The 21,821-nt window shown below is 36.9% G+C and carries 18 protein-coding genes; 9 read left to right on the top strand and 9 right to left on the bottom strand.

What is annotated here, in order from left to right; genetic code table 11:
* Positions 1-210: 210 nt before the first annotated feature.
* The 3 genes from MKX65_RS13705 to MKX65_RS13695 all read left to right on the top strand — a co-directional run bounded on the left by MKX65_RS13705 (position 211) and on the right by MKX65_RS13695 (position 2,995).
* Positions 211-657 carry a MarR family winged helix-turn-helix transcriptional regulator gene (locus MKX65_RS13705; protein WP_340904043.1) on the top strand — a complete coding sequence of 149 codons (447 nt, stop codon included), beginning with the start codon at positions 211-213 and terminating at the stop codon, positions 655-657.
* A 74-nt stretch (positions 658-731) separates the two neighbouring features.
* Positions 732-1,595: a permease gene (locus MKX65_RS13700; protein WP_340904042.1), complete on the top strand. Its 864-nt coding sequence runs from the start codon at positions 732-734 to the stop codon at positions 1,593-1,595.
* 122 nt (positions 1,596-1,717) lie between these two features.
* A complete protein-coding gene (locus tag MKX65_RS13695) occupies positions 1,718-2,995 on the top strand; it encodes an IS110 family transposase (protein WP_340903327.1) in 1,278 nt (425 codons plus the stop codon).
* A gap of 695 nt (positions 2,996-3,690) precedes the next feature.
* Here the strand turns inward: MKX65_RS13695 and MKX65_RS13690 are convergent.
* Positions 3,691-5,127: a DDE-type integrase/transposase/recombinase gene (locus tag MKX65_RS13690; protein ID WP_235252829.1), complete on the bottom strand. Its 1,437-nt coding sequence runs from the start codon at positions 5,125-5,127 to the stop codon at positions 3,691-3,693.
* A 414-nt stretch (positions 5,128-5,541) separates the two neighbouring features.
* Positions 5,542-6,981: a DDE-type integrase/transposase/recombinase gene (locus MKX65_RS13685; RefSeq protein WP_340903366.1), complete on the bottom strand. Its 1,440-nt coding sequence runs from the start codon at positions 6,979-6,981 to the stop codon at positions 5,542-5,544.
* Between the two features lie 166 nt (positions 6,982-7,147).
* Here MKX65_RS13685 and MKX65_RS13680 point away from each other — a divergent pair, with 166 nt between their 5' ends.
* The 4 genes from MKX65_RS13680 (at position 7,148) to MKX65_RS13665 (ending at position 12,056) form a co-directional block, all read left to right on the top strand.
* Complete coding sequence (locus MKX65_RS13680; protein ID WP_340904041.1) at positions 7,148-9,076, top strand: endonuclease MutS2; 1,929 nt, start codon at positions 7,148-7,150, stop codon at positions 9,074-9,076.
* Between the two features lie 129 nt (positions 9,077-9,205).
* Positions 9,206-10,144, top strand: coding sequence for a DUF3231 family protein (locus MKX65_RS13675; protein ID WP_340904040.1), 939 nt, complete (start codon positions 9,206-9,208; stop codon positions 10,142-10,144).
* Positions 10,145-10,244: 100 nt separating this feature from the next.
* Positions 10,245-11,267, top strand: coding sequence for a zinc-binding alcohol dehydrogenase family protein (locus tag MKX65_RS13670; RefSeq protein WP_340904039.1), 1,023 nt, complete (start codon positions 10,245-10,247; stop codon positions 11,265-11,267).
* A gap of 108 nt (positions 11,268-11,375) precedes the next feature.
* Positions 11,376-12,056 (top strand): ElyC/SanA/YdcF family protein, encoded by a 681-nt coding sequence (locus MKX65_RS13665; RefSeq protein WP_160545404.1) that lies wholly within the window; start codon positions 11,376-11,378, stop codon positions 12,054-12,056.
* A gap of 275 nt (positions 12,057-12,331) precedes the next feature.
* On the opposite strand, the gene MKX65_RS13660 is transcribed toward MKX65_RS13665, so the two are convergent.
* From MKX65_RS13660 to MKX65_RS13635, 6 genes are all read right to left on the bottom strand, one after another.
* Positions 12,332-12,652, bottom strand: a complete 321-nt coding sequence (locus MKX65_RS13660) for a hypothetical protein (RefSeq protein ID WP_340904038.1) — start codon at positions 12,650-12,652, stop codon at positions 12,332-12,334.
* A gap of 411 nt (positions 12,653-13,063) precedes the next feature.
* Entirely contained in the window at positions 13,064-13,504 is a 441-nt protein-coding gene (locus tag MKX65_RS13655) for a hypothetical protein (protein ID WP_340904035.1), read from the bottom strand.
* A 50-nt stretch (positions 13,505-13,554) separates the two neighbouring features.
* Positions 13,555-13,932 carry a hypothetical protein gene (locus MKX65_RS13650; RefSeq protein WP_340904033.1) on the bottom strand — a complete coding sequence of 126 codons (378 nt, stop codon included), beginning with the start codon at positions 13,930-13,932 and terminating at the stop codon, positions 13,555-13,557.
* Positions 13,933-13,970: 38 nt separating this feature from the next.
* A complete protein-coding gene (locus MKX65_RS13645) occupies positions 13,971-14,846 on the bottom strand; it encodes a glycosyl transferase family 2 (protein ID WP_160545402.1) in 876 nt (291 codons plus the stop codon).
* Between the two features lie 58 nt (positions 14,847-14,904).
* On the bottom strand, positions 14,905-15,873 hold the full coding sequence (locus MKX65_RS13640; protein WP_340904031.1) for an NAD-dependent epimerase/dehydratase family protein: 969 nt from the start codon (positions 15,871-15,873) through the stop codon (positions 14,905-14,907).
* Positions 15,873-17,135, bottom strand: coding sequence for a nucleotide sugar dehydrogenase (locus tag MKX65_RS13635; protein ID WP_340904030.1), 1,263 nt, complete (start codon positions 17,133-17,135; stop codon positions 15,873-15,875). The genes MKX65_RS13640 and MKX65_RS13635 overlap by 1 nt, the downstream gene beginning before the upstream one ends.
* Positions 17,136-17,385: 250 nt before the next feature.
* On the opposite strand from MKX65_RS13635, the gene MKX65_RS13630 reads away from it, so the two are divergent.
* Both MKX65_RS13630 and MKX65_RS13625 read left to right on the top strand, forming a co-directional pair.
* A complete protein-coding gene (locus tag MKX65_RS13630; protein ID WP_340904029.1) occupies positions 17,386-17,721 on the top strand; it encodes a hypothetical protein in 336 nt (111 codons plus the stop codon).
* 79 nt (positions 17,722-17,800) lie between these two features.
* Positions 17,801-19,984, top strand: coding sequence for a glycosyltransferase (locus MKX65_RS13625; protein ID WP_340904028.1), 2,184 nt, complete (start codon positions 17,801-17,803; stop codon positions 19,982-19,984).
* 260 nt (positions 19,985-20,244) lie between these two features.
* Here MKX65_RS13625 and MKX65_RS13620 read toward each other — a convergent pair whose 3' ends face one another.
* On the bottom strand, positions 20,245-21,744 hold the full coding sequence (locus MKX65_RS13620; protein ID WP_340902990.1) for a transposase: 1,500 nt from the start codon (positions 21,742-21,744) through the stop codon (positions 20,245-20,247).
* Positions 21,745-21,821: the final 77 nt, after the last annotated feature.

Genomic DNA, 21,821 nt, shown 5'->3' with positions numbered 1-21,821 from the left:
TGATTATACGAAACCTTTTGGTTGCATGTCAACTACCTTCTATATTACTACCCTTAGTATTTCCAATTCGCCGGGTGACACGTCAAGACATACAGAAGGACTGGAGTTGGATTAGTGAGCATGGAGAACTTCTTTATTAAGAGTTCTTTTTTTAAAAAATATATTTGCATTTTGCAATTAATATGATATAAATAAGGAGAGGTGAAAATAATGGAAAATTTACGTGATTTATTCCAGGTGTTAACGAGACGATTTGGAATGTTAAATAAAAATTGTTGTTTAGTAGGAGGAATGGAAATATCCCTTGTTCAAAGTCATATCATCCACGAAATTGACAAGCAAAACAATCCGAGTGTACAGCAAGTTGCAGACTCCCTAGGAATTGATGTGACAACATTTAGTCGACAAATACAGAACTTAACAAAGATGGGGCTAATAAAAAAACAACAGCTGCCTGAAGACAAAAGAGTATATGTGTTATCTCTTACGGCAGAAGGAAAGTTTGTTTCTACCGCAATTGATACGGAAATGAACCAATATTTGCAAGAAGTTTTTTCTCAGATGAATGAATTCGAAAAAGACACGGTAGTCAGGTCCATTAAGTTATTAAATGAAGCGATGTCTAAATCCTCAGTCTGTTGTAAGCCATACATATAAGCTGGACATCGATCTTGCTTATATTTTTTATCGGAATATAGTTGTATTTTACAAATAAAATGAGGTGGAGAGGCATGGGAGAGTTTGTTAAGAGTTTTTTTAGTCTTGCGCTTGAATTAACTGTCTTATTTGTAGGAATTTCTTTTTTAATTAACGTTCTACAAGGATATATCCCTTATAAAAAAATGGAGAATATGATGGAGCGCAGCCATCCGCTTGTTAGCGCATTGATTACCCTCGTGTTTGCCTTTGTTACTCCTTTTTGCTCTTGTTCGACCATTCCCGTTGTGGTGAATTTACTAAATAAAAAGGTGCGCTTTGGTACGGTCATGATCTTTTTATTTGCATCTCCGGTACTAGATCCAACCATTTTGACGTTAATGACAGCCACACTCGGTTGGAAGGTAGCAATGGTTTACACATTATTAACAAGCATCCTATCAGTTGCCATCGGATTCACCCTTGAAAAACTCGGTTTTGAGACTCAGGTGAAAAACGTCATTATGACTGGATTTAAAGATCCAAATAAAAATCTAGATTGGAAAGGAGCGTTATTAGAAACATTTCAGCTCATGAAGACGGTTTATCCATTCTTACTAATTGGTGCTTTAGTAGGGGCGTTGATTCACGGGTTTGTACCGACTGATTGGATTACCTCTTACATGGGAACAGACGACTGGTGGTTAGTGCCAATTGCAGCGATCATTGGAATTCCTTTGTATATACGCCTTTCTACCATGATTCCTATTTCGCAAGTTATGATATTGAAGGGGATGGCACTCGGCCCGGTTATGGCGTTAATGATTAGTTCAGCAGGTGCAAGCTTACCAGAGATAAGCTTACTGAATAGTATTTTTCGAAAAAAGCTGGTTGCAGCCTTTATCGGATCCGTGATGTTGATGTCAACATTATCTGGTTTTTTATTTTATTTAATATAGGAGCATTCCTGTTAGAAGGATTTTCGGGGACTTGAACAAAAAAGAGCCCTCTTGGTATGATACGGGGTGTCAAATCGTGTACCGAAATGACCCCTAACTTAGTAAACCAAGGAGGACTCCATATGAATTTTAAACAAAACCAGAAGATAAATCAAGTCACCGAAAAAACACTTGTTGTTGGAATCGACATTGCCAAACGTACACATTACGCATGCTTTGTGGATGATCGTGGACGGGTGCTCCGAAAGTCATTCTCTGTTTCTCAATCTCGAGATGGGTTTGAGCTTTTCTATCAATGTGTTCTAAGTGAAATGAAAGAACAAGAGAAAACGGAAGTTATCGTCGGGATTGAACCTACTGGCCATTACTGGCTCAATTTAGCCTATTTTCTAGAAGAACGAGGCATCCCCCTAGTTATGGCCAACCCTATGCACGTCAAGCGATCAAAAGAGTTAGACGACAATCTACCAACCAAACATGATCGTAAAGATGCGCTAGTAATCGCTCGTCTTATAAAAGATGGACGCTTCAGTTATCCACGTATATTGAAAGACATGGAAGCCGAACTCCGTGTGGGCGCAACCTTTAGAAGTAAGTTGACAGAGGAACTTGGAGCTGTCAAAAATATGATGATTCGCTGGTTAGATCGCTATTTTCCTGAGTTTACCCAGGTGTTTCCGTCATTCGGAAAAATGGCTATGGCTGTACTTGAATGTACCCCATTTCCAAGTGATCTTCATCAGAAACAACCCGATGAAGTTTTAACTCTTTATCGTCAGGTTGAGGGACTCAAATCCCCCCAGAGACCGAAAGCAATGCGTCTCATTGAAGTCGCTGCTAACTCCATAGGAGTAACAGAGGGACGTGAGATGGCCCGTATTGAAATCGCCACACTCGTTCGCCGTTACCACCAGTTGGAACAAGATATTGAAAGTATTACACAGCACTTAGTTGAACTTACACAAACATCCGTAGAGTACGAATGGCTCTCAACGGTTCAAGCACTTGGAGATATCACAATTGTCGATTTATTAGCTGAAATCGGTAGCTTTTCACACTATAGAGATCCACGCCAAATCATTAAACTTGCGGGACTAACATTACGTGAAAATTCCTCTGGGCAGCATAAAGGACAAAAACGCATTTCCAAAAGAGGCAGAAGAAGGCTTCGCGCCCTCCTTTTCCGGGTAATGATGCCGATGATTCGCCATAATGAAGCCTTTAGAAAACTACATGAGTATTACACAAGCCGTAAGGATAATCCGTTACGCAAGAAGCAATCTATCGTGGTACTATGCGGAAAACTATTAAAAGTGTTACATGGAATATGTACAAAGCACAAAGCGTTTGACGCTCAGCGAATGATGAAGGATATTCCTAGTCTCGCAGAGGCTATGTAAAGTTCTACATCCCCTTAACAGACCTAGACAACAGGATGACACGGAGAAGCTGGCAATATTTTTTCCATTCGACCTTGAGTCCCTATAGGAGCTTCGCTAGCCTCTGCCTTATGACTAGACCGAACGAAGGAATGTAGGCACATTGATGCCCAGAGACATGGGAGGGTACGTCATCATAAGCTACGCAGAGATCCATTGTGCATCACATAATTCTCCAACACTACTTACCACTATTATCCAGTAGTGACCGCGTAGCGTACCCATGTGTTGGGATAGATTAACATAATATAAAAATATTGTTAGGGAACGTGTCGAAAAATATTTTTTTGACACCCCACCAACGGGGTAAACCGTTGATAGATCAACATTTATAGAGGGAGGATTTTTCTTGTGTAAAATAGAGGATTTACCTTCATACCTCTAGAATATCGGTAGAATCGGTAGTGTCAAAACTTCTATGAAAAAGTAACCTGAGGGTTTGTTTTTCTCTCTTTTTTGTATTGGAAGTACCCGCAATCGCTCTTGACAAACACGCCAATGGTTTGAGATTCCCTTATCAAGGGCGAAGGGGACAAAAAGAAGGCATGCCAAATAGCCCTTGGTTTTTTCCATTTTAAACCATTGGCAAGTTCGGTTTGTCAAGAGTTCGCTTCGCCGATTGCTGATTTACTCAAGGGCTCTGCTAAACAAAAAAGTTAGGCTGATTGCTCAATGATCCATTCTTGTGCTAAACCAATAAGTTTAGACCATCGTGCTGGCATATTCGGGAGCTGTGATAACTCCGGATTAAGCACGGGCACCTTACCTTCTAATGCAGAGTGAGGCCTTAAAAAGTTAAAGTAAGCCACAAACAATGTGACGAAAGAAACAGAGCCGTGTTCAGATCCGAACCCGTGTGTTGAGCGATAATTACCCTTAAATGTGCGATTGAGTCTTTCAATTACTTGCTTTAGTGGTCGATACTCCGTTGATACAGGATCTTCATTGGTAAGCCCGATAACCTGCTTAATATCGAACTGAATATCGTGTTGGGCAAAAAAGTGTTGAGCTAAAAGATAAATCGGATTGCCGTCCACCACAAACGTAAGGTCTTTAGGAATATCCTTCATCTTCACTAAGACATCATCAATCGCACGGATCGCCGTAGCTGTATCCCGATTTGGTGACACTGGGTAAGAGAGAATAATCTTTTTCACCGCATCAAAGAAGAAAAACAAGTAATGCCAACGGCCGTTCACCCTGATATAGGTTTCGTCCCCGCAGAACTGGTCAGAAAGTTCATACGGGTAGTAATCTACGTAAGGCTTAAGTGTAAGGGCTACTGCATTCTCGTAATTTAAAATGCTTTGATGCGATATAGATACCCCGTGAACATCTTTCATCAGTGCTGCTGTTTTACGGGCCGAAAGGCCATAGTTAACATGGTAGGTTAAAATGAGCCCTAATGTATGTGGCGAAACATATAACCTTGATAAATCTACCTTTGGCTTCTGTGGAGTAGACTTAGACAATGGCTGAAAATCAATTCGAAACTGTCGGTAAATGTATCTAATCTTAAAGGCTTGAGGGTCCTTTTTAAACTGTTTCTTCTCTTTTGAAGACATACCATTCAGTTTTCTTTGGTAATAGGAACAGTCATTATTCTTGCACTTATACACGTCAAAGTCTTTTCGCGCCTTGACTTTCTCAAGTGTTTTAGAACAATGAGGACACTTCAAAATAGCCTCTTTCAAATAGCGGCTCTTTTCGTTAAAAACACAAGTACACACCTTACATTGATACTGTCCTTTGCCTCCATTATTGGCATAGAGATAATCCGATGGAGCACCGCACTTTGGGCAACTCATTGATGTAGACACCGCTGTCTTTACATTAGAACGCCTTTGAACAGGTTTTAAATGCTTACCGTTCTTCTCCAGATATTCTGTAAGAAGAATACGATAATCATGTTTCTGGAGCGCTTCGATGATCGGAAGATCATCCACCTGAAGTTTACGGTAAGGTTTATTTACAGGAGTTTCTTCAGGCTTTTCAAACATGCCCTTCCCAATAAGCAGGGTAAGTAATGTTCGAATTACCTGATCTTGATACTTGATAAATTCCATTAAATAAGTTAATAATTGAGGGTACAAACTTGTCACTTCCTAGCTTTTAGGGATTAAGTGTTCGGTGTCGTAACCTCACTTTTATCCTAAAACTATGGGGGTGGCAAGTTTTTTGCATTTAAACCCCTTTATATCAAGGATTATTAACTTTTTTAATATAAAAGTTTTGACAATACGGTAGAATCGGTAGTGTCAAAAGATTTATGAAAACTACCTAAAGGGTTAGTTTCTCTCCTATTTACTGGATGGAGATGCGCCGCAATCGCTCTTGACAAACACGCCAATGGTTTGAGGATTGTTTAACAAGGGCGAAGGGAACAAAAGAAGGCATACCAAATAAGCCCTTGGTTGTTTCCATTTTAAACCATTGGCAAGTTCGGTTTGTCAAGAGTTCGCTCCGCCGATTGCTGAATTAGCTTAAGGGCTCAGCTAAACAAAAAGTTAGGCTTGTCTTTGCTCTACTATCCATTGTTGTGCTAATCCAATGAGCTTTGTCCAACGTGCTGGCATTGTTGGAAGCCCCTTGAGTTCTGGATTCACTACGGGCACTTTTCCTTCTAAGGCGGCATGCGGACGCAAAAAGTTAAAGTAGGCCGTAAATAAGGTGACGTATGAAATGGAACCATGTTCAGAGCCGAATCCATGAGTGGAGCGATAATTGCCCTTAAAGGTGCGGTTAAGTCTCTCAATTATTTGTTTCAGTGGTCTATATTCGGTCGAAACAGGGTCCTCATTGGTTAATCCAATGACCTGCTTCACATCGAATGAAATCCCATGTTGAGCGAAGAAATGTTGGGCTAAAAGATAGATTGGATTCCCGTCTACCACAAAGGTCAGATTTTCTGGAATCTCTTTCATCTTGATTAAGACCTCATCAATTGCTCGAATGGCTGTTGCTGTGTCTCGATTAGGCGACACCGGATACGAAAGAATAATCTTTTTCACGGCGTCAAAAAAGAAAAATAAATAATGCCATCGACCGTTTACTCTGATATACGTTTCATCACCGCAGAATTGGTCTGAAAGTTCATAGGGATAGTGATCCACATAAGGTTTAAGTAATAAAGCTACGCTATTTTCGTAGTTCAATACAGTCTGATGTGAAATCATCACTCCGTGTACGTCCTGCATAATCGCAGCTGTTTTACGGGCCGAAAGGCCATAGTTTACATGATAGGTTAGGATCAATCCTAATGTATGTGGGGATGCATAAATCTTTGATAAGTCCACGGCCGGCAGTTCTGGTGATTCCTTGGATAACGGCTGGAAATCGATATAAAACTGACGGAAAATGTATCTCAATTTAAATGCTTGAGGGTCCTTTTTGAACCTTTTCTTTTCTTTTGAAGTCATCCCATTGAGCTTCTTTTGATAATAAAAACAGTCATTGTTCTTGCACTTAAACACGTGAAAATCTTTTCTTTCTTTTATTTTCTCGAGAGTCTTGGAACAATGAGGACACTTCAGGATGGCCTCCTTAGAGTAACGGTTCTTTTCACTGAAAAGTTCTGTACACACCTTGCATTGATACTGACCTTTATCTCCATTGTTGGCATAAAGATAATCCGATGGAGCACCACACTTTGGACAGTTCATGGCTTTAGGTACGGAAACTTTTGCATTCTTACGCCTTTGAACAGGTTTAAGTGGTTTCCCGTTCTTCTCTAGATATTCACTAAGAAGAACTCGATAATCAAGCTGTTCCAGAACTTCAATGACCGGAAGGTCGTCCACTTGAAGTTTTCGATATGGTTTATTTACGGGCTGTTCAGTAGGCTTATCAAACATACTCTTACCAATCAATAAAGTAAGCAATGTTCGAATGAGTTGTTCTTGATAGTTTATAAAAGTTAATAAATAGGTTATAATTTGAGGGTACAAATTGTCACTTCCTTTTCTAGGTTGTTGAGAGTGTCGTAACCTCAATTATCCTTAGAATTCAGGGGGTGGCAATTTTTTTGCTTATAAAGCCCTCTTAGATAGGATTTAATAACCTATTTACTATAAAAGTTTTGACAATACGCTTACTCTACTAGGAGGAAAAAAATTGAATAATCATACGTTTGAAACATTGCAATTTGATGTAATAAAAGAAGAAATTGCTCATTATGCATTAACCAGTCAAGGAAAAGAAAAGGTGTTACAACTCACACCTTCCTTTCATTTAAAACAAATCCAATCATGGATCGATGAAGTAACTGAAGCAGCGGAGATCATGAAAAAGAGTTCAAGTGTACCTGTTCACGGACTAGAAGGAATTGATACCTTACTGGGTAGTATCAATAAAGGGGTTGCTCTTCGTGCTGATATATTAATGAAGCTACATGACTTTTTAGATTGCTGTGGAAAAATGAGACGCTTTATGAAAGATAAGGAGTATTTAGCTCCTCGAGTCACTAGCTATATTTACTCCATCGATGACTTGCCTGGATTGGCGGAGGAAATTAATCGCTGTATACGAAACGGCGTTGTGGACGATTACGCTAGCAAGGAATTGCTCAAAATTAGAAAACAAATAGCAATACAAGAAGAGCGATTAAAAGAAAAACTTCAACAAATCGTCCGATCATCCAAACTAAAAACCTATTTGCAGGAAAGTGTTATTAGTCAAAGAGATGGAAGATATGTGATACCAGTGAAAAAGGAATATCGTCAAAAAGTAAAAGGGGCGGTTCTAGATACTTCTGCCTCAGGATCGACTTTATTCATTGAACCTGAAGAAATTACCACTTACCAAGACCAGCTTACCAAGACCAAGATGGATGAAGAAGCGGAAACTCAAAAGATTTTAATGTATCTTACCGGGTTAGTTGAAGAAAAAGAACAGCAAATCCGTTTGGCAGTCGAAACCATGGTTCACTATGACTTTTTGTTTGCAAAGGCAAAGTTTAGCCGAGCAATCGATGGGAGAAGTGTATCTATAAACGAAAATCACTATATTGAATTAATTGAAGCAAGACATCCTTTATTAGGTAAAAATGTTGTCCCACTAAACTTTAAGCTTGGGTCACCTGAACATGCGTTAGTCATTACAGGTCCTAATACGGGTGGGAAAACAGTTGTCATAAAAACGGTTGGACTCTTGACACTAATGGCTCAAGCGGGTTTACACCTACCGGTTGCAGAAGGTAGTTCAGTGAGTATTTTTCAAAATATCTTAGTCGATATAGGGGATGGACAGAGTATTTTAGAAAACCTAAGTACCTTTAGTTCACGAATCGTAAATATTATTGACATTTTAAAAGAAGCCAATGATCGTACATTAGTATTATTGGATGAGTTAGGTTCAGGAACTGATCCAGCTGAAGGAATGGGGCTAGCAACAGCAATCCTAGAACAACTCTACAAGAAGGGAACAACATTATTAGCAACGACACATTATAGTGAGATCAAAGAGTTTGCGGATCATCAAAAAGGATTTATTAACGGATCGATGGAGTTTGATATAGAAACCCTTCGCCCAACCTATCGACTGATTATAGGGAAGGGAGGAGAAAGCCAAGCGTTTGCGATTGCGCTAAAACTAGGGATTCACCCGAAGATCATCGAAAGAGCTCATCAAATAACCTATAAAGAAGACAAGGTGTATCCAGAAACGCATTTCTCACCACAGGAAAAAAGAGAACTCGAGAAGCAAATTATTATCAATAAGTATCAATCGAGAGAAAAAGGAGTGAAAATATCAAACTCATCAGTTCCAAAGTTTAATCAAGGTGATAATGTCATTGTGTCTCCTGAGGATGTGTTTGGTATAGTATACAAAGGCCCAGACGAGAAAGGGAACTACATCGTTCAAATAAAAGGAAAAAAGGAGTCTTATAACTATAAGCGTTTAACTCTTCATATTAAGGCAAATGAGTTGTATCCGCCAGATTATGATTTCGATATTATTTTTGAAACAAAAGAAAATCGAAAGGTAGATAAACTATTATCAAAGAGACATATGGAAGGCTTTAGTATAAATCATGAAAGTTAAACATGATTATTCCTGATTTGGTTACAATACAGGGAAAGAGAGTCACGAAGGGAGAAATCATGGAACATACTAATCACAATGTAAAATTAACTGCTCCAGAGGTCGGTAGCTTGTGGATGCAGTATATCAGTGACAGTTTGTCCATGTGTTCTTCGCCATTTTATTTATCATGTAAAAGATGAAGCCATTGAAAAAGTGCTTCGTTATGCCCTTAGCTTATCAGAAACTCATCTCGAGAAGATAAAAGAGTTTTTTACTAAAGAAGAGCTTCCAATACCAATAGGTTTTACAGATGAGGATGTGTTGGTGGACGCACCACCTTTATTCACCGATACTTTTATGATCGTGTACATTCATACGATGTCCATACATGGGTTGACCAGATATGCAGGTGCAATCGGAACATGCGTTAGAGAGGATGTAAGGAAGTATTTTATTCAGTGTAGTGCTGAAACTACGGAATTGTATGATCATGCCACTGAAGTGGTTTTGAATAAGGGCATTATCAGTAAACCTCCTACCATGACAAACAAGCACACCGTAGATTATGTAACGAAACAAAGCTTTTTGACCGGGTGGTTTGGAAATCGTCGTCCTATTAATTCGATTGAAATCAGTGGAACGTATATTAATATGCATAAGAACATAGTAAAAGTTGTGTTGGAAATGGGATTCAGGCAAGTTACACAACTAAAAGAAATTGAACAATTTATGACTCGAGCGGAAAAACTTTGTAAGAAGCATATGGATATATTATCTAAAATGTTAACAGACGATAACCTGCATGCGCCCAAATCATATGAACAAGAAGTGACAGATTCATCTGTTGCTCCCTTTTCAGAAAAACTTATGATGTATCACATTACCTCACTTCTTTCAGCAACTATTGGGTATTATGGGGAAGCTTTGTCGATGTGTCAAAGACGAGATTTGTCAGGAAGTTATGTAAAGATGATTACAGAAATAGGTTTATTAGCTGAAGACGGTGCGCAATTACTCATTGACTATGGATGGCTTGAACAACCACCTGGTGCTCCAGACAGAAATAAATTAAAGAACGTAAAATAGAAGGAGTTGCTTTTATAGCAGCTCTTTTCTTTTTGGGAGGAAAAAGGAACCATTTATCGAATTAATATATAGAACTAAAAACAGGAGGAGTAATAATTTAATGAAAGCAGTTGGTTTATATAAATACTTACCAATCGATCATGAAGAAAGCTTAATAGATATTAATATAAAAAAACCTTCAGCTAGAGGGAGGGATCTCCTTGTAGAAATAAAGGCAATATCGGTTAATCCTGTGGATACAAAGGTACGTTCACCGAAGATCGTGGAGGAAACAGATCCGAAAATTCTTGGTTGGGATGCAACTGGAGTGGTGGTTGAAGTTGGTGAGGAGTGCACATTGTTTCAACCTGGAGATGAGGTTTTTTATTCGGGAAGTTTGAATAGGCCAGGTACGTACAGCGAGTATCATTTGGTAGATGAAAGAATTGTCGGGAAAAAGCCACAAACACTTAATTTTGCTGAAGCAGCTGCTATGCCTTTAACATCTATCACTGCATGGGAAGCGCTGTTTGAACGCCTCGGAATTGATACAACAAACAAAAATGAAAATCGTTCTAAAACTATCCTCATTATAGGTGGAGCTGGTGGAGTTGGGTCCATTGCCATTCAATTAGCAAAGTGGGCTGGATTACAAGTGGTTGCTACGGCCTCTCGAGAAGAAACAGTGATGTGGGTTAAGGATTGTGGAGCTGATTTTGTGGTTAACCATTACGGATCACTAAAAGATCAATTGGTTAATTTGCAAATAAAAAATGTTGATTACATTTTATGCTCCAACGACACAGACCAGCATTGGAATGCAATGGGGGAGGTTATTAAGCCCCAAGGGAAGATTTGTTCCATTGTTGATAATAAGTATCCCATTGAATTGAATACTCTAAAAAGTAAGAGCGTCACCTTTGTTTGGGAATTTATGTTTACAAAAGCGATGTTTGAAACTGAGGATATGATCTCACAGCATCACATATTGAATAAAGTAAGTAAATTGATTGATGAAAGAATGTTAAAAACAACCCACAAGCAGACTCTATCACCGATACATGCTGAGAACTTACGCAAGGCTCATCGAATGTTAGAGTCAGGAAAAACAATAGGGAAAATTGTTTTAGAGTCATTTGAATAAGTAGCAGTGAACAAATGATACTGCTTTTTTACGAGGTTATGTTTCTAAAAAAGAGTTTGGAAATATGAGTTATTATAAAAATTTATAGTTAGATTAGGAGTTAATTAGGTGAGCTTTGGTGTGCTTTTTATCATAGGAAATATTTTAGCTGTTGTAATTATTAGGTGGTTAATAAAATATAAACAATCTTCTCGTCCATTGGTTATTACTCGAAATGTAATTGTTTTTGGTTATTTCCTATTTCTTATTTCCTTTTTTATCGTGGAGGGGCTAATTTTAAAGGAGGCTTATTCAAAGGAAAAATATAATAAGGAAGAAATAGATTTTGTTATTATCCTTGGAGCTGGTTTACGAGGAGAGGAGCCCTCAAAAACATTACAAGGTCGATTGGATGTGGCGCTGGAGTTTTTGTTGGAAAACCGCGAGATCCCGGTCATTGTATCGGGTGGACAAGGTCCAGGTGAGGCGATCACTGAAGCAGAGGCGATGGGGACATTTTTGGTGAAGAATGGTGTAGAAGTGGACAGAGTGTATTATGAAAGTTTATCCACTGACACGAACGAAAATCTGAAGTTTTCTAGTGGTATGATGACTCAACTTGGTGTGAAAAAGCCAACGGTTCTTATCATTACGAGTGATTATCACTTATTTCGAGCTAAGCTTTTAGCAAAGGAATATGATTTAACTTCTTATGGTCTTGGTGGAGATTCGCCGTTTTTTGTGAAAGTGAACTATTATATTCGTGAGTATTTTGGGCTTGTTAAAGAATCGTTTCTTAAGTTCTTTTAAATATAAACTACTTCTTATATAGACAACAAGTTGCAAACATGTTGATGTGTGCATTTAAAATATGAAGAGGCCTCAAATAGAGTAAGTAGTTCCGATAACGTGGAGAAAATCAGAAATCACAGGTTAAATAACATATGTATTAGCAACATAAATAACAATATAATTAGCACACAAAAAAGGTTGGGGTGATTTTAAGGAAACCTCAACCTTTTTTATATTAATGTGTATAGTGCTTTTATAGAATTATAGCTCCCGTTACTTGAAGAAGATAGCATCTAAAAATTACGTTTTTCTTGTCTCTCAATAAAGTCTTCTTCGCTTATCTCACTCTTGTCATTTAATAAAAGCGATTGGAATTCTTCAAATAATTCTTGAATTTCTTGATGTTGGTTTATAAAATGAATACTTTTGTTAAATTCTTCTTCATCTTTGTATCTTGTTATTTCTATCCACTTTGTAACATCATTTTTGCTATTCAGATACATAGTATGAAAATCTATATACTTCCCATAAATTTTGGATGCCTTTTCTTGAATAGCTAAGTACTCATCTACTCTATCATTCTGTATGTGGTACTGATAAATCTTTACAAACATCATTTCCTCTCCTAACTCAGTTACTTAACGATTCTGATTCGTTAGTTGAAGTAAATAATTTTCAAAATAATTAACTATATTTTAACATAAAATGGTGTCAATCGTTGATTATTCTCTCAATAGCCTCGAATTGACATAGCAAATAACAATGGAATTAACGCACTAATTCACAAGATGACAATAAATGTTGTCGCTCTGTTATTTGATATGTTATTTACTATGCTAATTTACGTACAACTAAAGCAAGAACACTATTATACCAATAAAAAAAAGCATACCAATTACTTTGTTAATTGATATGCTAATTGATAGCCTATTTATAATGTTTCTCCACAAAAACGGAACTACTTACAAATAGAGGTCTCTTTTTTTTGAAATAATTTTTGAAGGATTTGAAATCCAAATACTCTACTAATTAAACTCTGATTTAACTTTGTTTATATATTTTAATGTCTCTTGTTTACTGACAGCTCCGTGTCCGCCTATAGATGGTAAAACAGAAGGACCTGGTTGTACATCATAATAAAAATCTAAAATTACTTTGTTAACGGTACAGTCAGATCCCATTTCTCGTATGCCATTAATAAATGGTATAACGTGATCATTGACGTCTAACTCGCAGTATGCATTTTGAAGATAGTATATTTTGGGGACATAATTAATATGTTTATAGAAATGTATAATGTTAATCCTCTCAGGAAATTTTTCTACAATTTCTTTTTCAGACATTTTGGGATAAGAATGGTTGAAAACATGTTTTACAGGTACTGGTAGCCACTTTAAAAGACAAGTTTGAGGACTATTAACAAAGGCAATAGTATTTTTTATAAAGCCTGCTAGAATTAAGGACATAAACCCTCCACCAGAAGAACCATAAAATATAATATTCTCTGTAGGTATGCTTATTTTTTGATGAGTACTTCTAAAATAGAGGCAATCTCCTTCAAATAAAATCGTTCTTTACTACCTTGTCCCCAACCTAACGATAGTTTTGGATCGAAATAAAGTGTTGGGTCATTATAAAATATCGTGGAATCTTCAAAATCATGTATCCAGGAATGTCTTTGAAAATAGGGTGTAGATACTCTTTTTTCGTTAGCCATTGTCCCTGCACCAGAACCAATAATTAGGAGGTGTGATGATTTTGGCTTAATATTAATTAAAAAATCAAAATCTACTCCTTCCCAAACAACAGTTAAAGTAAATGGCTGAGCTGAAGGTATTGAGAAAGAGCTTAATTGATGAAAATGGACCGTGAATTTAGGGTAACTTTCTATCAATTTACACCACATCCTTCTTGTTTCTTTGTTAAAAAGTTCTAATTTTCAAAGTCATGTTCGTTCTGTATCTTGTTTATATACTTGATTGTAGAGTTTATATCCAACGCACCATGACCACCCAGTGCAGGGTGTACTGCTGGCCCTGGTTGGATAGTGTAGTAAAAATAAAATTTAACCTTATTAACCACACATTTTTCACCGTTTGATTGAAGCCACTCAATAAATGGGATGACATGATCCTTCATATCGATTTCACAGTAAGCGTTCTGCAGATAGTGAATTTCTGGTACATATTTAATCTTTTGAAAAAATCTCATGACGTTAATTCGATCAGGGTATTGTTGCATAATTTCATCGATCGTTAGCCCAGGATACGATAAATCAAATACTTGTTTTACTGGGGTTTTAAGCCACTTTGTTAAGCAAGTTTGAGGACTGTTTACAAGAGCCTTTGATTCTTTTATGTGTCCAGCAAGTATAAGAGACATAAATCCTCCAGCGGATGATCCATAAAATAACACATTACTACTTGGAACTTGTGTTAGACGTATTAACTTTTCTATTATCTTTGCAATATCATGTAGGGAATATCGGTCTTTTGTACCTTGTCCCCACCCTACTAGCAGCTGGTTCCCTAAATATAATGTGGGATCATTATAGTAAATGACTGATCCTTCTAGTTGGTTTATCCAAGAATGCCTTTGGAAAAAGGGAGGGGGAATCCGATTTTCGTTAAAGTTCATTGCTCCTGAGCCCAGGACAAGTAATTTATTAGAATTACTTTTTATTCGAATTAGAAATTCGTAAGTGATTCCTTCCCATTCAATAGCTAATACAAACGGTTCATTAGAAGAAAATTGTAGAGTATCCAATTGTTCATAATTAATTGATATGTGTCGGTATTGGTTTATCAACGGTTTATTCACCTCCTTTTTGAGCTTTTTAAAAATTTTATTCAGAATAACTAAAAAACTACTCATTATTTTTAAACCAATCGATCGTTTCATTTAGACCTTCCGTGAATGATACCTTTGGGGTAAAAGTTAGTAGCTGTGACATTTTTGTAATATCTGGGAATCTATTTGGGATTTCCTCAAATCCTAATGGGTAAACTTCCTCAAAAGGTACATGGACAATAGGGGAGCTTGTAGAAGTTAAATTACGGATAAGTTTGGCTAGATCCAAGATGTTGATCTCTGATTGAGAGCCAATGTTGATAATTTCATTATTACATTTTTCATCTAAAGCACGAATTGTAGCCTCCACTGCATCACTTATAAAAGTAAAGCATCTTGTTTGTGTTCCGTCCCCATATACAGGGATTGGTTCTCCTTTTAGCGCGGCACTAATAAACCGAGGAATAACCCCTGCATAAGGACCTTCTTTAGCTCGTGGACCATAAATATTAAAATATCGAACTACTGTTACTCGCAGTCCCTTAAGACCGTAGCCAAGACATAGAGTTTCCTCTAGAGTCTTACTTACTGCGTAACACCAGCGAAGTTTATCTGTTGAACCATACAATCGATCCCCATCCTCAACAAAAGGAGGTGCTGCCTTGCCATATACCTCTGAGGTTGAAGCAAACACAACTTTTCTATCATATTTTAGTGCGGATCTCAAAATATTTCTTGTTCCATCGATGTTTGTTTCCATTAGTTCAACACTTTTATCCATAGTACTTTTTACACCTAAAATAGCAGAAAGATGAAAAATGACATCGTGATTTGACACAAGCACATCAATAACTTCTTCGTCAATTACACTTGTTTTTAAAAAAGGAATTTTATTGAACAACTTATTATGATAGGATTGCTTACCGTTGTAGAGATTATCTAGAATCGTAACCTTATGACCTTGGTTTACTAGTTCTTCAGCTAAGTGCGACCCAATAAAACCTGCTCCTCCGGTTATTAGACATCTTAGTGATTTTTGGTTCATCAGGTTTCCTCCTCCATAATTGAACGTAAAACTCCTCTTGTATCCACAATCGTTTTTGCATCTTTTTTTACTTTTCCCCAATCAATAGAGCTGTGATCTGTCAATATTACAACTGAATCTGCTTTTTGGATTTCATCGGTTGATAATTCAATTGAATGATATTCTTTGTGATTCAAAGTAAAGTTAGAAAAGTAGGGGTCATGGTATTCAACTTCCAATCCTTCATTTACTAAAAGCTCAAAAATTTCTAGTGATGGTGACTCGCGTAAATCATTTACATCCTTTTTGTAGGCCAAACCTATAAGAAGAACTCTTCCCTTGTCATTTGAAAGGGATTCTTTCACTTGGGTTACTACTTCATGGGGCATTTGATTATTAATATCCTGGGCAACCTCAATCATACGACTTTTCATTCCATATTGATTAACCTTCCATTGGAAGTATAGTGGGTCAACAGGGATACAATGTCCTCCTATACCAGGTCCTGGCCAATATGGAGTAAAGCCAAATGGTTTTGTTGCAGCAGCTTGAAGTGATTCATAGAAGTCTATATTTAATTTCCTGCATAATAAGTACACTTCATTTACCAGTGAGATATTTACAAGACGTTGAATATTCTCAAACAATTTGCACATTTCTGCTACTTTTGGAGAACTGACTGGTACTGGATGATCAAAAGCTTGTTTATAAAGCCAAAGTACCTTCTTAATACACTCCTCTGTTTGGCCACTTACAACTTTTGGTATTGATTGTAATGTATATTTATTGTTACTTGGATCGATTCTCTCAGGTGAATATCCTAAGTAAAAATCTACTCCTACTTTTCTGTGAGGTTGTTCTAAAATGGGTAAAACTATTTCTTCTAAAGTTCCTGGGTAAGTGGAACTTTCAAATATTACCGTTTGTCCTTGCTGTAGGTTTTCGTTGATGAATTTTGTAGCAGAAATAATAAATCCAAGATCTGGTTCACTGTTTTCTCCTAATGGTGTTGGAACGGTTACAATAATATAGGTGGCTTTTTTGAATTCTTCTACGGAATTTTCAGGTAGGGAGGATTTAAATAAACCTTGAATATTGAGTTCTTTTAATAATTGGTCTGATACATCTGGGATATACGTTTTATTTTCTTTTATGCTCTCTATTTTGCTAGAGTCATTGTCAAGACCTAATACAGAAAATCCACAGCTTGCAAAGTGTGTTGCAAGTGGAAGACCCACATATCCTAGTCCGATTACAACTATTTTTTCTTTTACTTCTGTCATTGTGTTTTTTTCCTTCCTTCCAATGTTGAAAATATTGAAACTTCTTTAGTTATGACATGTAGTATAGAGTATGTCGGAAAGAAAAGGGTGTATAGAAAAACAACCTAATTTTCAACATTTTTACAAATATCAACTACCTAAATCAATACAAATTGAAATAAATGTCTAGTCAATAAATAACAAATTTGCACAATCAAAATGCTAACTAGGAGCATATAATGCGAAAGACAATTGAGGAAGGATGAGTATTGTGAATTCAAAACAAATCATTTGCCAAAAGTGTGGATATCTCACGGTGCTATGTAAATGTGAGGAATTGAAAAAGGAAAATGGGAAAGAAAATCATAAACCTACAAAAAAACAAAAAAGTGAGAATAAAAATGAAAATAAAAATAAACAAAACAATTCACAAAAGGTCATAATGAACCTGAATATTTCTTTTGGGGGAGGCACAGGAGGCACAGGAGGCACAGGAGGCACAGGAGATCCGTCATCTAGTTTGAATTTTGAAATAAGCCCTTCAGACATAATAGAAGGTAATCATCATTTAGACATTAGAACAGGTTCCAAAAAGAAGAAAAAATGAGAATTAATAGAAGTTTGTGGAGAAAAGTTATTTCTTATAAAGCCTTTTAGTATTTATTGGCTATGGAAGGAGCTTTCAAGTGGTTACCATTAGTCTTTGTATAATTGTAAAAAATGAAGAAGACACAATTGGTAGATGTCTGGACTCAGTTCAAGGCCTTGTTGATGAAATAATAATTGTAGACACAGGATCTACAGACCAAACTAAACACATAATAAAAAAATATACAGAGCTAATTTACGACTTTGAATGGATTGATGATTTTGCAGCTGCACGAAATTATGCCTTTTCCAAGGCTAAAATGGACTATATTTTTTGGCTAGATGCAGATGATATTTTATTAGAGGAGGATCAAGAGAAGTTCAAATTATTAAAACAAAATTTTGATTATTCTCTGGATGCTGTATCTATGAATTATAACCTTCAAGTAGATGAAGATGGGAATGTCATTTCGAGTTTGCGGAGAAATCGACTAGTCAAACGTCAAAATCATTTTCAGTGGGTTGGACCAGTACATGAGTACTTAGAAGTTAATGGCAATATTCTTAACAGTGATATAGCAGTTACTCATGCAAGTATTCATCATGATTCTGAAAGAAATCTTAGAATCTATGAGATACGATTAAATAGGGGGGAGGAATTTTCACCTCGGGACCTATTTTATTACGCAAACGAACTTTTTGATCATCAAAAATACACCGAAGCAATAAGTTATTATACTCGGTTCTTGGATTCTCATAAAGGATGGGTTGAGGATAATATATCTGCATGCGTTAGTTTAGCAGATTGTTTTCATTATATAGATGATTTAGGAAGAGAATTCCAATCATTGGTAAGGTCTTTTGAATTTGAAGCTCCTAGAGCAGAGGTTTGTTGTAGATTAGGTTATTACTTCATAAAGAAGAACCAACCAGTCCAGGCAGTTTTTTGGTATAAATTAGCCACAAATCTTGAAAAATCAAAAAATATCTGGGGAAGGTTAAATCATGCATGTTGGACTTGGTTACCCCATCTAATGTTATGTAACTGTTATAAAGAACTGGGCAATATAGAACTTGCAATTTTCCATAATAATGAGGCAGCGAGATTTATTCCTGAACATCCAAGTATTAATGAGAATAATCAGATTCTTCATTCTTTACTAGAAAAAAAGAAGTTAGCAAAAAAAGCAGAAATATGGTCCAAGAAAACAAAAGAAGTTGATGAAACATCGCACATCCTTAAAAAGAGAAGAAGTGAAAAATTTAATATAACTTTCATTCTGAACCATTCAAATTTATGTGGCGGAGTTAAATCTGTTCTAGAATACTCTAACTGCTTAGTAAATAGGGGACATATAGTTAATATCGTGTGTCATGATCCAGAACCACAGTGGATGGAATTGGATGCCAACTATATTCAAGTTCCAGCAAATATTCCATTTGTTGAATGTATTCCTAATACAGATATTATTATTACTACTTATTGGAGACAGTTAATAGATTGCTATGAGTTAAATATCGCTCCGGTAATTCATTTTGAACAAGGCGATACCTATATTTTTGAATTTGAAAACCTCGAAGAAAGTATGAAAGAAGAGATACTTTCACATTGGACAGTACCCATTCCGATCATTGCTGTTTCAAAGGAACTTGCTAAGCAAATAGATCGTAAATTTCGAAGAAAACCTTATGTAATCCCCTATGCTCTAAATGAGAACATTTTTTTTCCGAGGCCAAAAGGCCAGTCAAGAAATGAATGTTCAATCGTGATGTTTGTAGGTCCAGAGCAGTGGGCATTTAAAGGAATACCAGACATAATAGATAGTATTAAAATTGTAAAAGAGAAAGGTTACAATATTGAACCAATTTGGGTAACCCAGTTTACTCCTGAATCAGAATTTGCAGGTACCGTTTATGTAAGTCCAACTCAAGAGCAATTGGGTAACCTTTATAGAAAAGCTGATATTTATATTTGTGGTTCTCATTACGAATCATTTGGCTTACCGGTTTTAGAAGCTATGACATGTGGTTGTGCGGTAGTTTCTACACGTAATGTTGGCGTGATGGAGTATGCAGAGCATAAGGGGAATTGTCTTTTAACCAATATTGGAGATCCTAATGACCTTGCAGAGGCCATAATGGAACTCCTTGATGATCAACAAAAAACAAATAGTTTAGTAGAAGCAGGATACCAAACAGCTGAGAACTTTAAGATGGAGCAGGTAATCGATCAATTTGAGAAGTTTATCAATGGTGTTATCCATTGTAAGGTCCATAGTTGAAGAATACTAAATAAAGTGAATGACCTTTCCATATCAAACCATTTATCTATCATTGCGTTACTTGTCCAATCATGGCGAGTAATTTTGAATATAATGCTCATATTTAAAATAGACTCTCGGAATAACTAAGTCATTTTTATGGGATTTGTAAAAAAATAACTGGAAATTAGCTTCGATTCGATGAAAATTCCTTTTTTTCATTTCCTTTTTCAAAAAAATGCATACCAAATAAGCCTTGCTTATAAAATTTTTAAAAATGATTAAGCAGACTTTTTAAAAATGACATTTTCGAGATTCAGCTTTTCTTTTTTAACGTCGTACCAAGCATCAATATGTTGGCACATCATAATGGCATAAGTCCGAATGTACCACATTTTCGTGGAACGATGACGACCTAATTCTAAATGATAATCAACCTTTTCACGTTTGTTCGACCGTTCTACAGATGTACGACGCTTATAAGTTAGCTTCCACTTTTCAGACGTTCTCGGAGTCTTAGTAAACAACCGAAGGTTGTCCTTCCGGAATGTATGAAATGTTCGACCGTATTTAGCTTTAGAACAGGGATTCTCACAAGTAATTTTTGTGCCGCATGCGAGTGGACATCTCCATTTCTGCCGGTTTTTGGATTTATCAAAACCATTGGGCTTCATTTTTAACCCTGCAGAACAAATTGGTGTCCCTTCGGGAGATATTTGTATATCGCTTTCAGTGCTGAAATTTTTCTTGGTTCGAACATTCAGATCAATGAAAGGCTCGATATTATAATGATCTAGCAATTCATAAATAGGTTCCGCATCATGAGCAGCATCCAAGAGAATCTTACCAATTGTGCCCAAGGTAGTGCGTTGCGAAAATTCAATAGAACTGGCAACAAGACTGACAGAATCATGCCGGGAAGCTGGTTGAAGTCTTGGATACAAGGGTAGGTCGTATCGACTGTCGCTAGTGGATAACATGTAGAGATGGTATCCGTTGAAGTAGCGTTCCCGTGAACTGTCCCACCCTGAGTCGATGTCAGGTTGGGAATAATGACGAGGATGGTTACAATTCGTTAGTCCTTGGGCACTGCATTCACAAGTACGCTTGCTTCTTGGAAATCTAGCCGTTTCAATCGGGGTACCGTCTCCGACAACCCCTAGAGCGTCCAAGTCTCCGAGTAAGCCTAGGTTCGCTGATACATGGAGAAATTGAGATTGAAATAATTCAAATAATCGATCGCTTGGCAGCACTTTTTTCTTAGCATCATAACGAAAAAAACGATCGATTAACTTTCTAACTATACCTGGACTTGATGGGGACGCTTTTTCGCCTTTCTTGGGTTTCTTCTTTTTCTTTTTTTGGCGTTTCGGTTTGATATTGGGTTTTATATTAGCGTTATCCCTTCCCCATAAACGGTGGAAAAAATCGTAGAAAGTCCCTATACCAGGAACTTTCCCCGGTTCAAAGCCACTCATGATGGCATAGAAAGGCACTCGATACAATTCATCAACCCATTCAGTAATACTGAGAGTTGGTTTAGCCAAAAGAAGCAAAAGGTAAGAGCGCATCATAGAAGACGGATCACGAGGCTCCGGACCTTTATTCGAATAAGAGCTCCGAAGCCACGAGGTAATCTGAGAAAGGTCAGTGATCCATAACTTGTAAATAATGGGCCAATCATTATTTACAATAGTAAGGACGTTACCAGAGTAATGCTTTCTTAATTGTTCTAAAACGAAGTTTTGGTAATCTTCATGACTAACGACAGTTGGCTTCACCTCAACACCCCAATTCACGGTTTATAAGGAAATAAATCCCTTCGCCGGCGATTATTGTGGTGTTTTCAAAAAGTCAA

Origin of the sequence: Robertmurraya sp. FSL R5-0851 (genome assembly GCF_038002965.1) — a bacterium.
In the GTDB taxonomy this organism is placed as follows: domain Bacteria; phylum Bacillota; class Bacilli; order Bacillales; family Cytobacillaceae; genus Robertmurraya_A; species Robertmurraya_A beringensis.
The sequence above is the reverse complement of the archived record's forward strand: the minus strand, read 5'-3'. Positions and strand labels throughout refer to the sequence as shown.

Excerpts from the sequence above, each read along its gene's own strand:
- MKX65_RS13705 (WP_340904043.1), top strand. The coding sequence starts at position 211 with ATGGAAAATTTACGTGATTTATTCCAGGTGTTAACGAGACGATTTGGA.
- MKX65_RS13700 (WP_340904042.1), top strand. The coding sequence starts at position 732 with ATGGGAGAGTTTGTTAAGAGTTTTTTTAGTCTTGCGCTTGAATTAACT.
- MKX65_RS13695 (WP_340903327.1), top strand. The coding sequence starts at position 1,718 with ATGAATTTTAAACAAAACCAGAAGATAAATCAAGTCACCGAAAAAACA.
- MKX65_RS13670 (WP_340904039.1), top strand. The coding sequence starts at position 10,245 with ATGAAAGCAGTTGGTTTATATAAATACTTACCAATCGATCATGAAGAA.
- MKX65_RS13660 (WP_340904038.1), bottom strand. The coding sequence starts at position 12,652 with ATGTTTGTAAAGATTTATCAGTACCACATACAGAATGATAGAGTAGAT.
- MKX65_RS13655 (WP_340904035.1), bottom strand. The coding sequence starts at position 13,504 with ATGTCCTTAATTCTAGCAGGCTTTATAAAAAATACTATTGCCTTTGTT.
- MKX65_RS13640 (WP_340904031.1), bottom strand. The coding sequence starts at position 15,873 with ATGAACCAAAAATCACTAAGATGTCTAATAACCGGAGGAGCAGGTTTT.
- MKX65_RS13635 (WP_340904030.1), bottom strand. The coding sequence starts at position 17,135 with ATGACAGAAGTAAAAGAAAAAATAGTTGTAATCGGACTAGGATATGTG.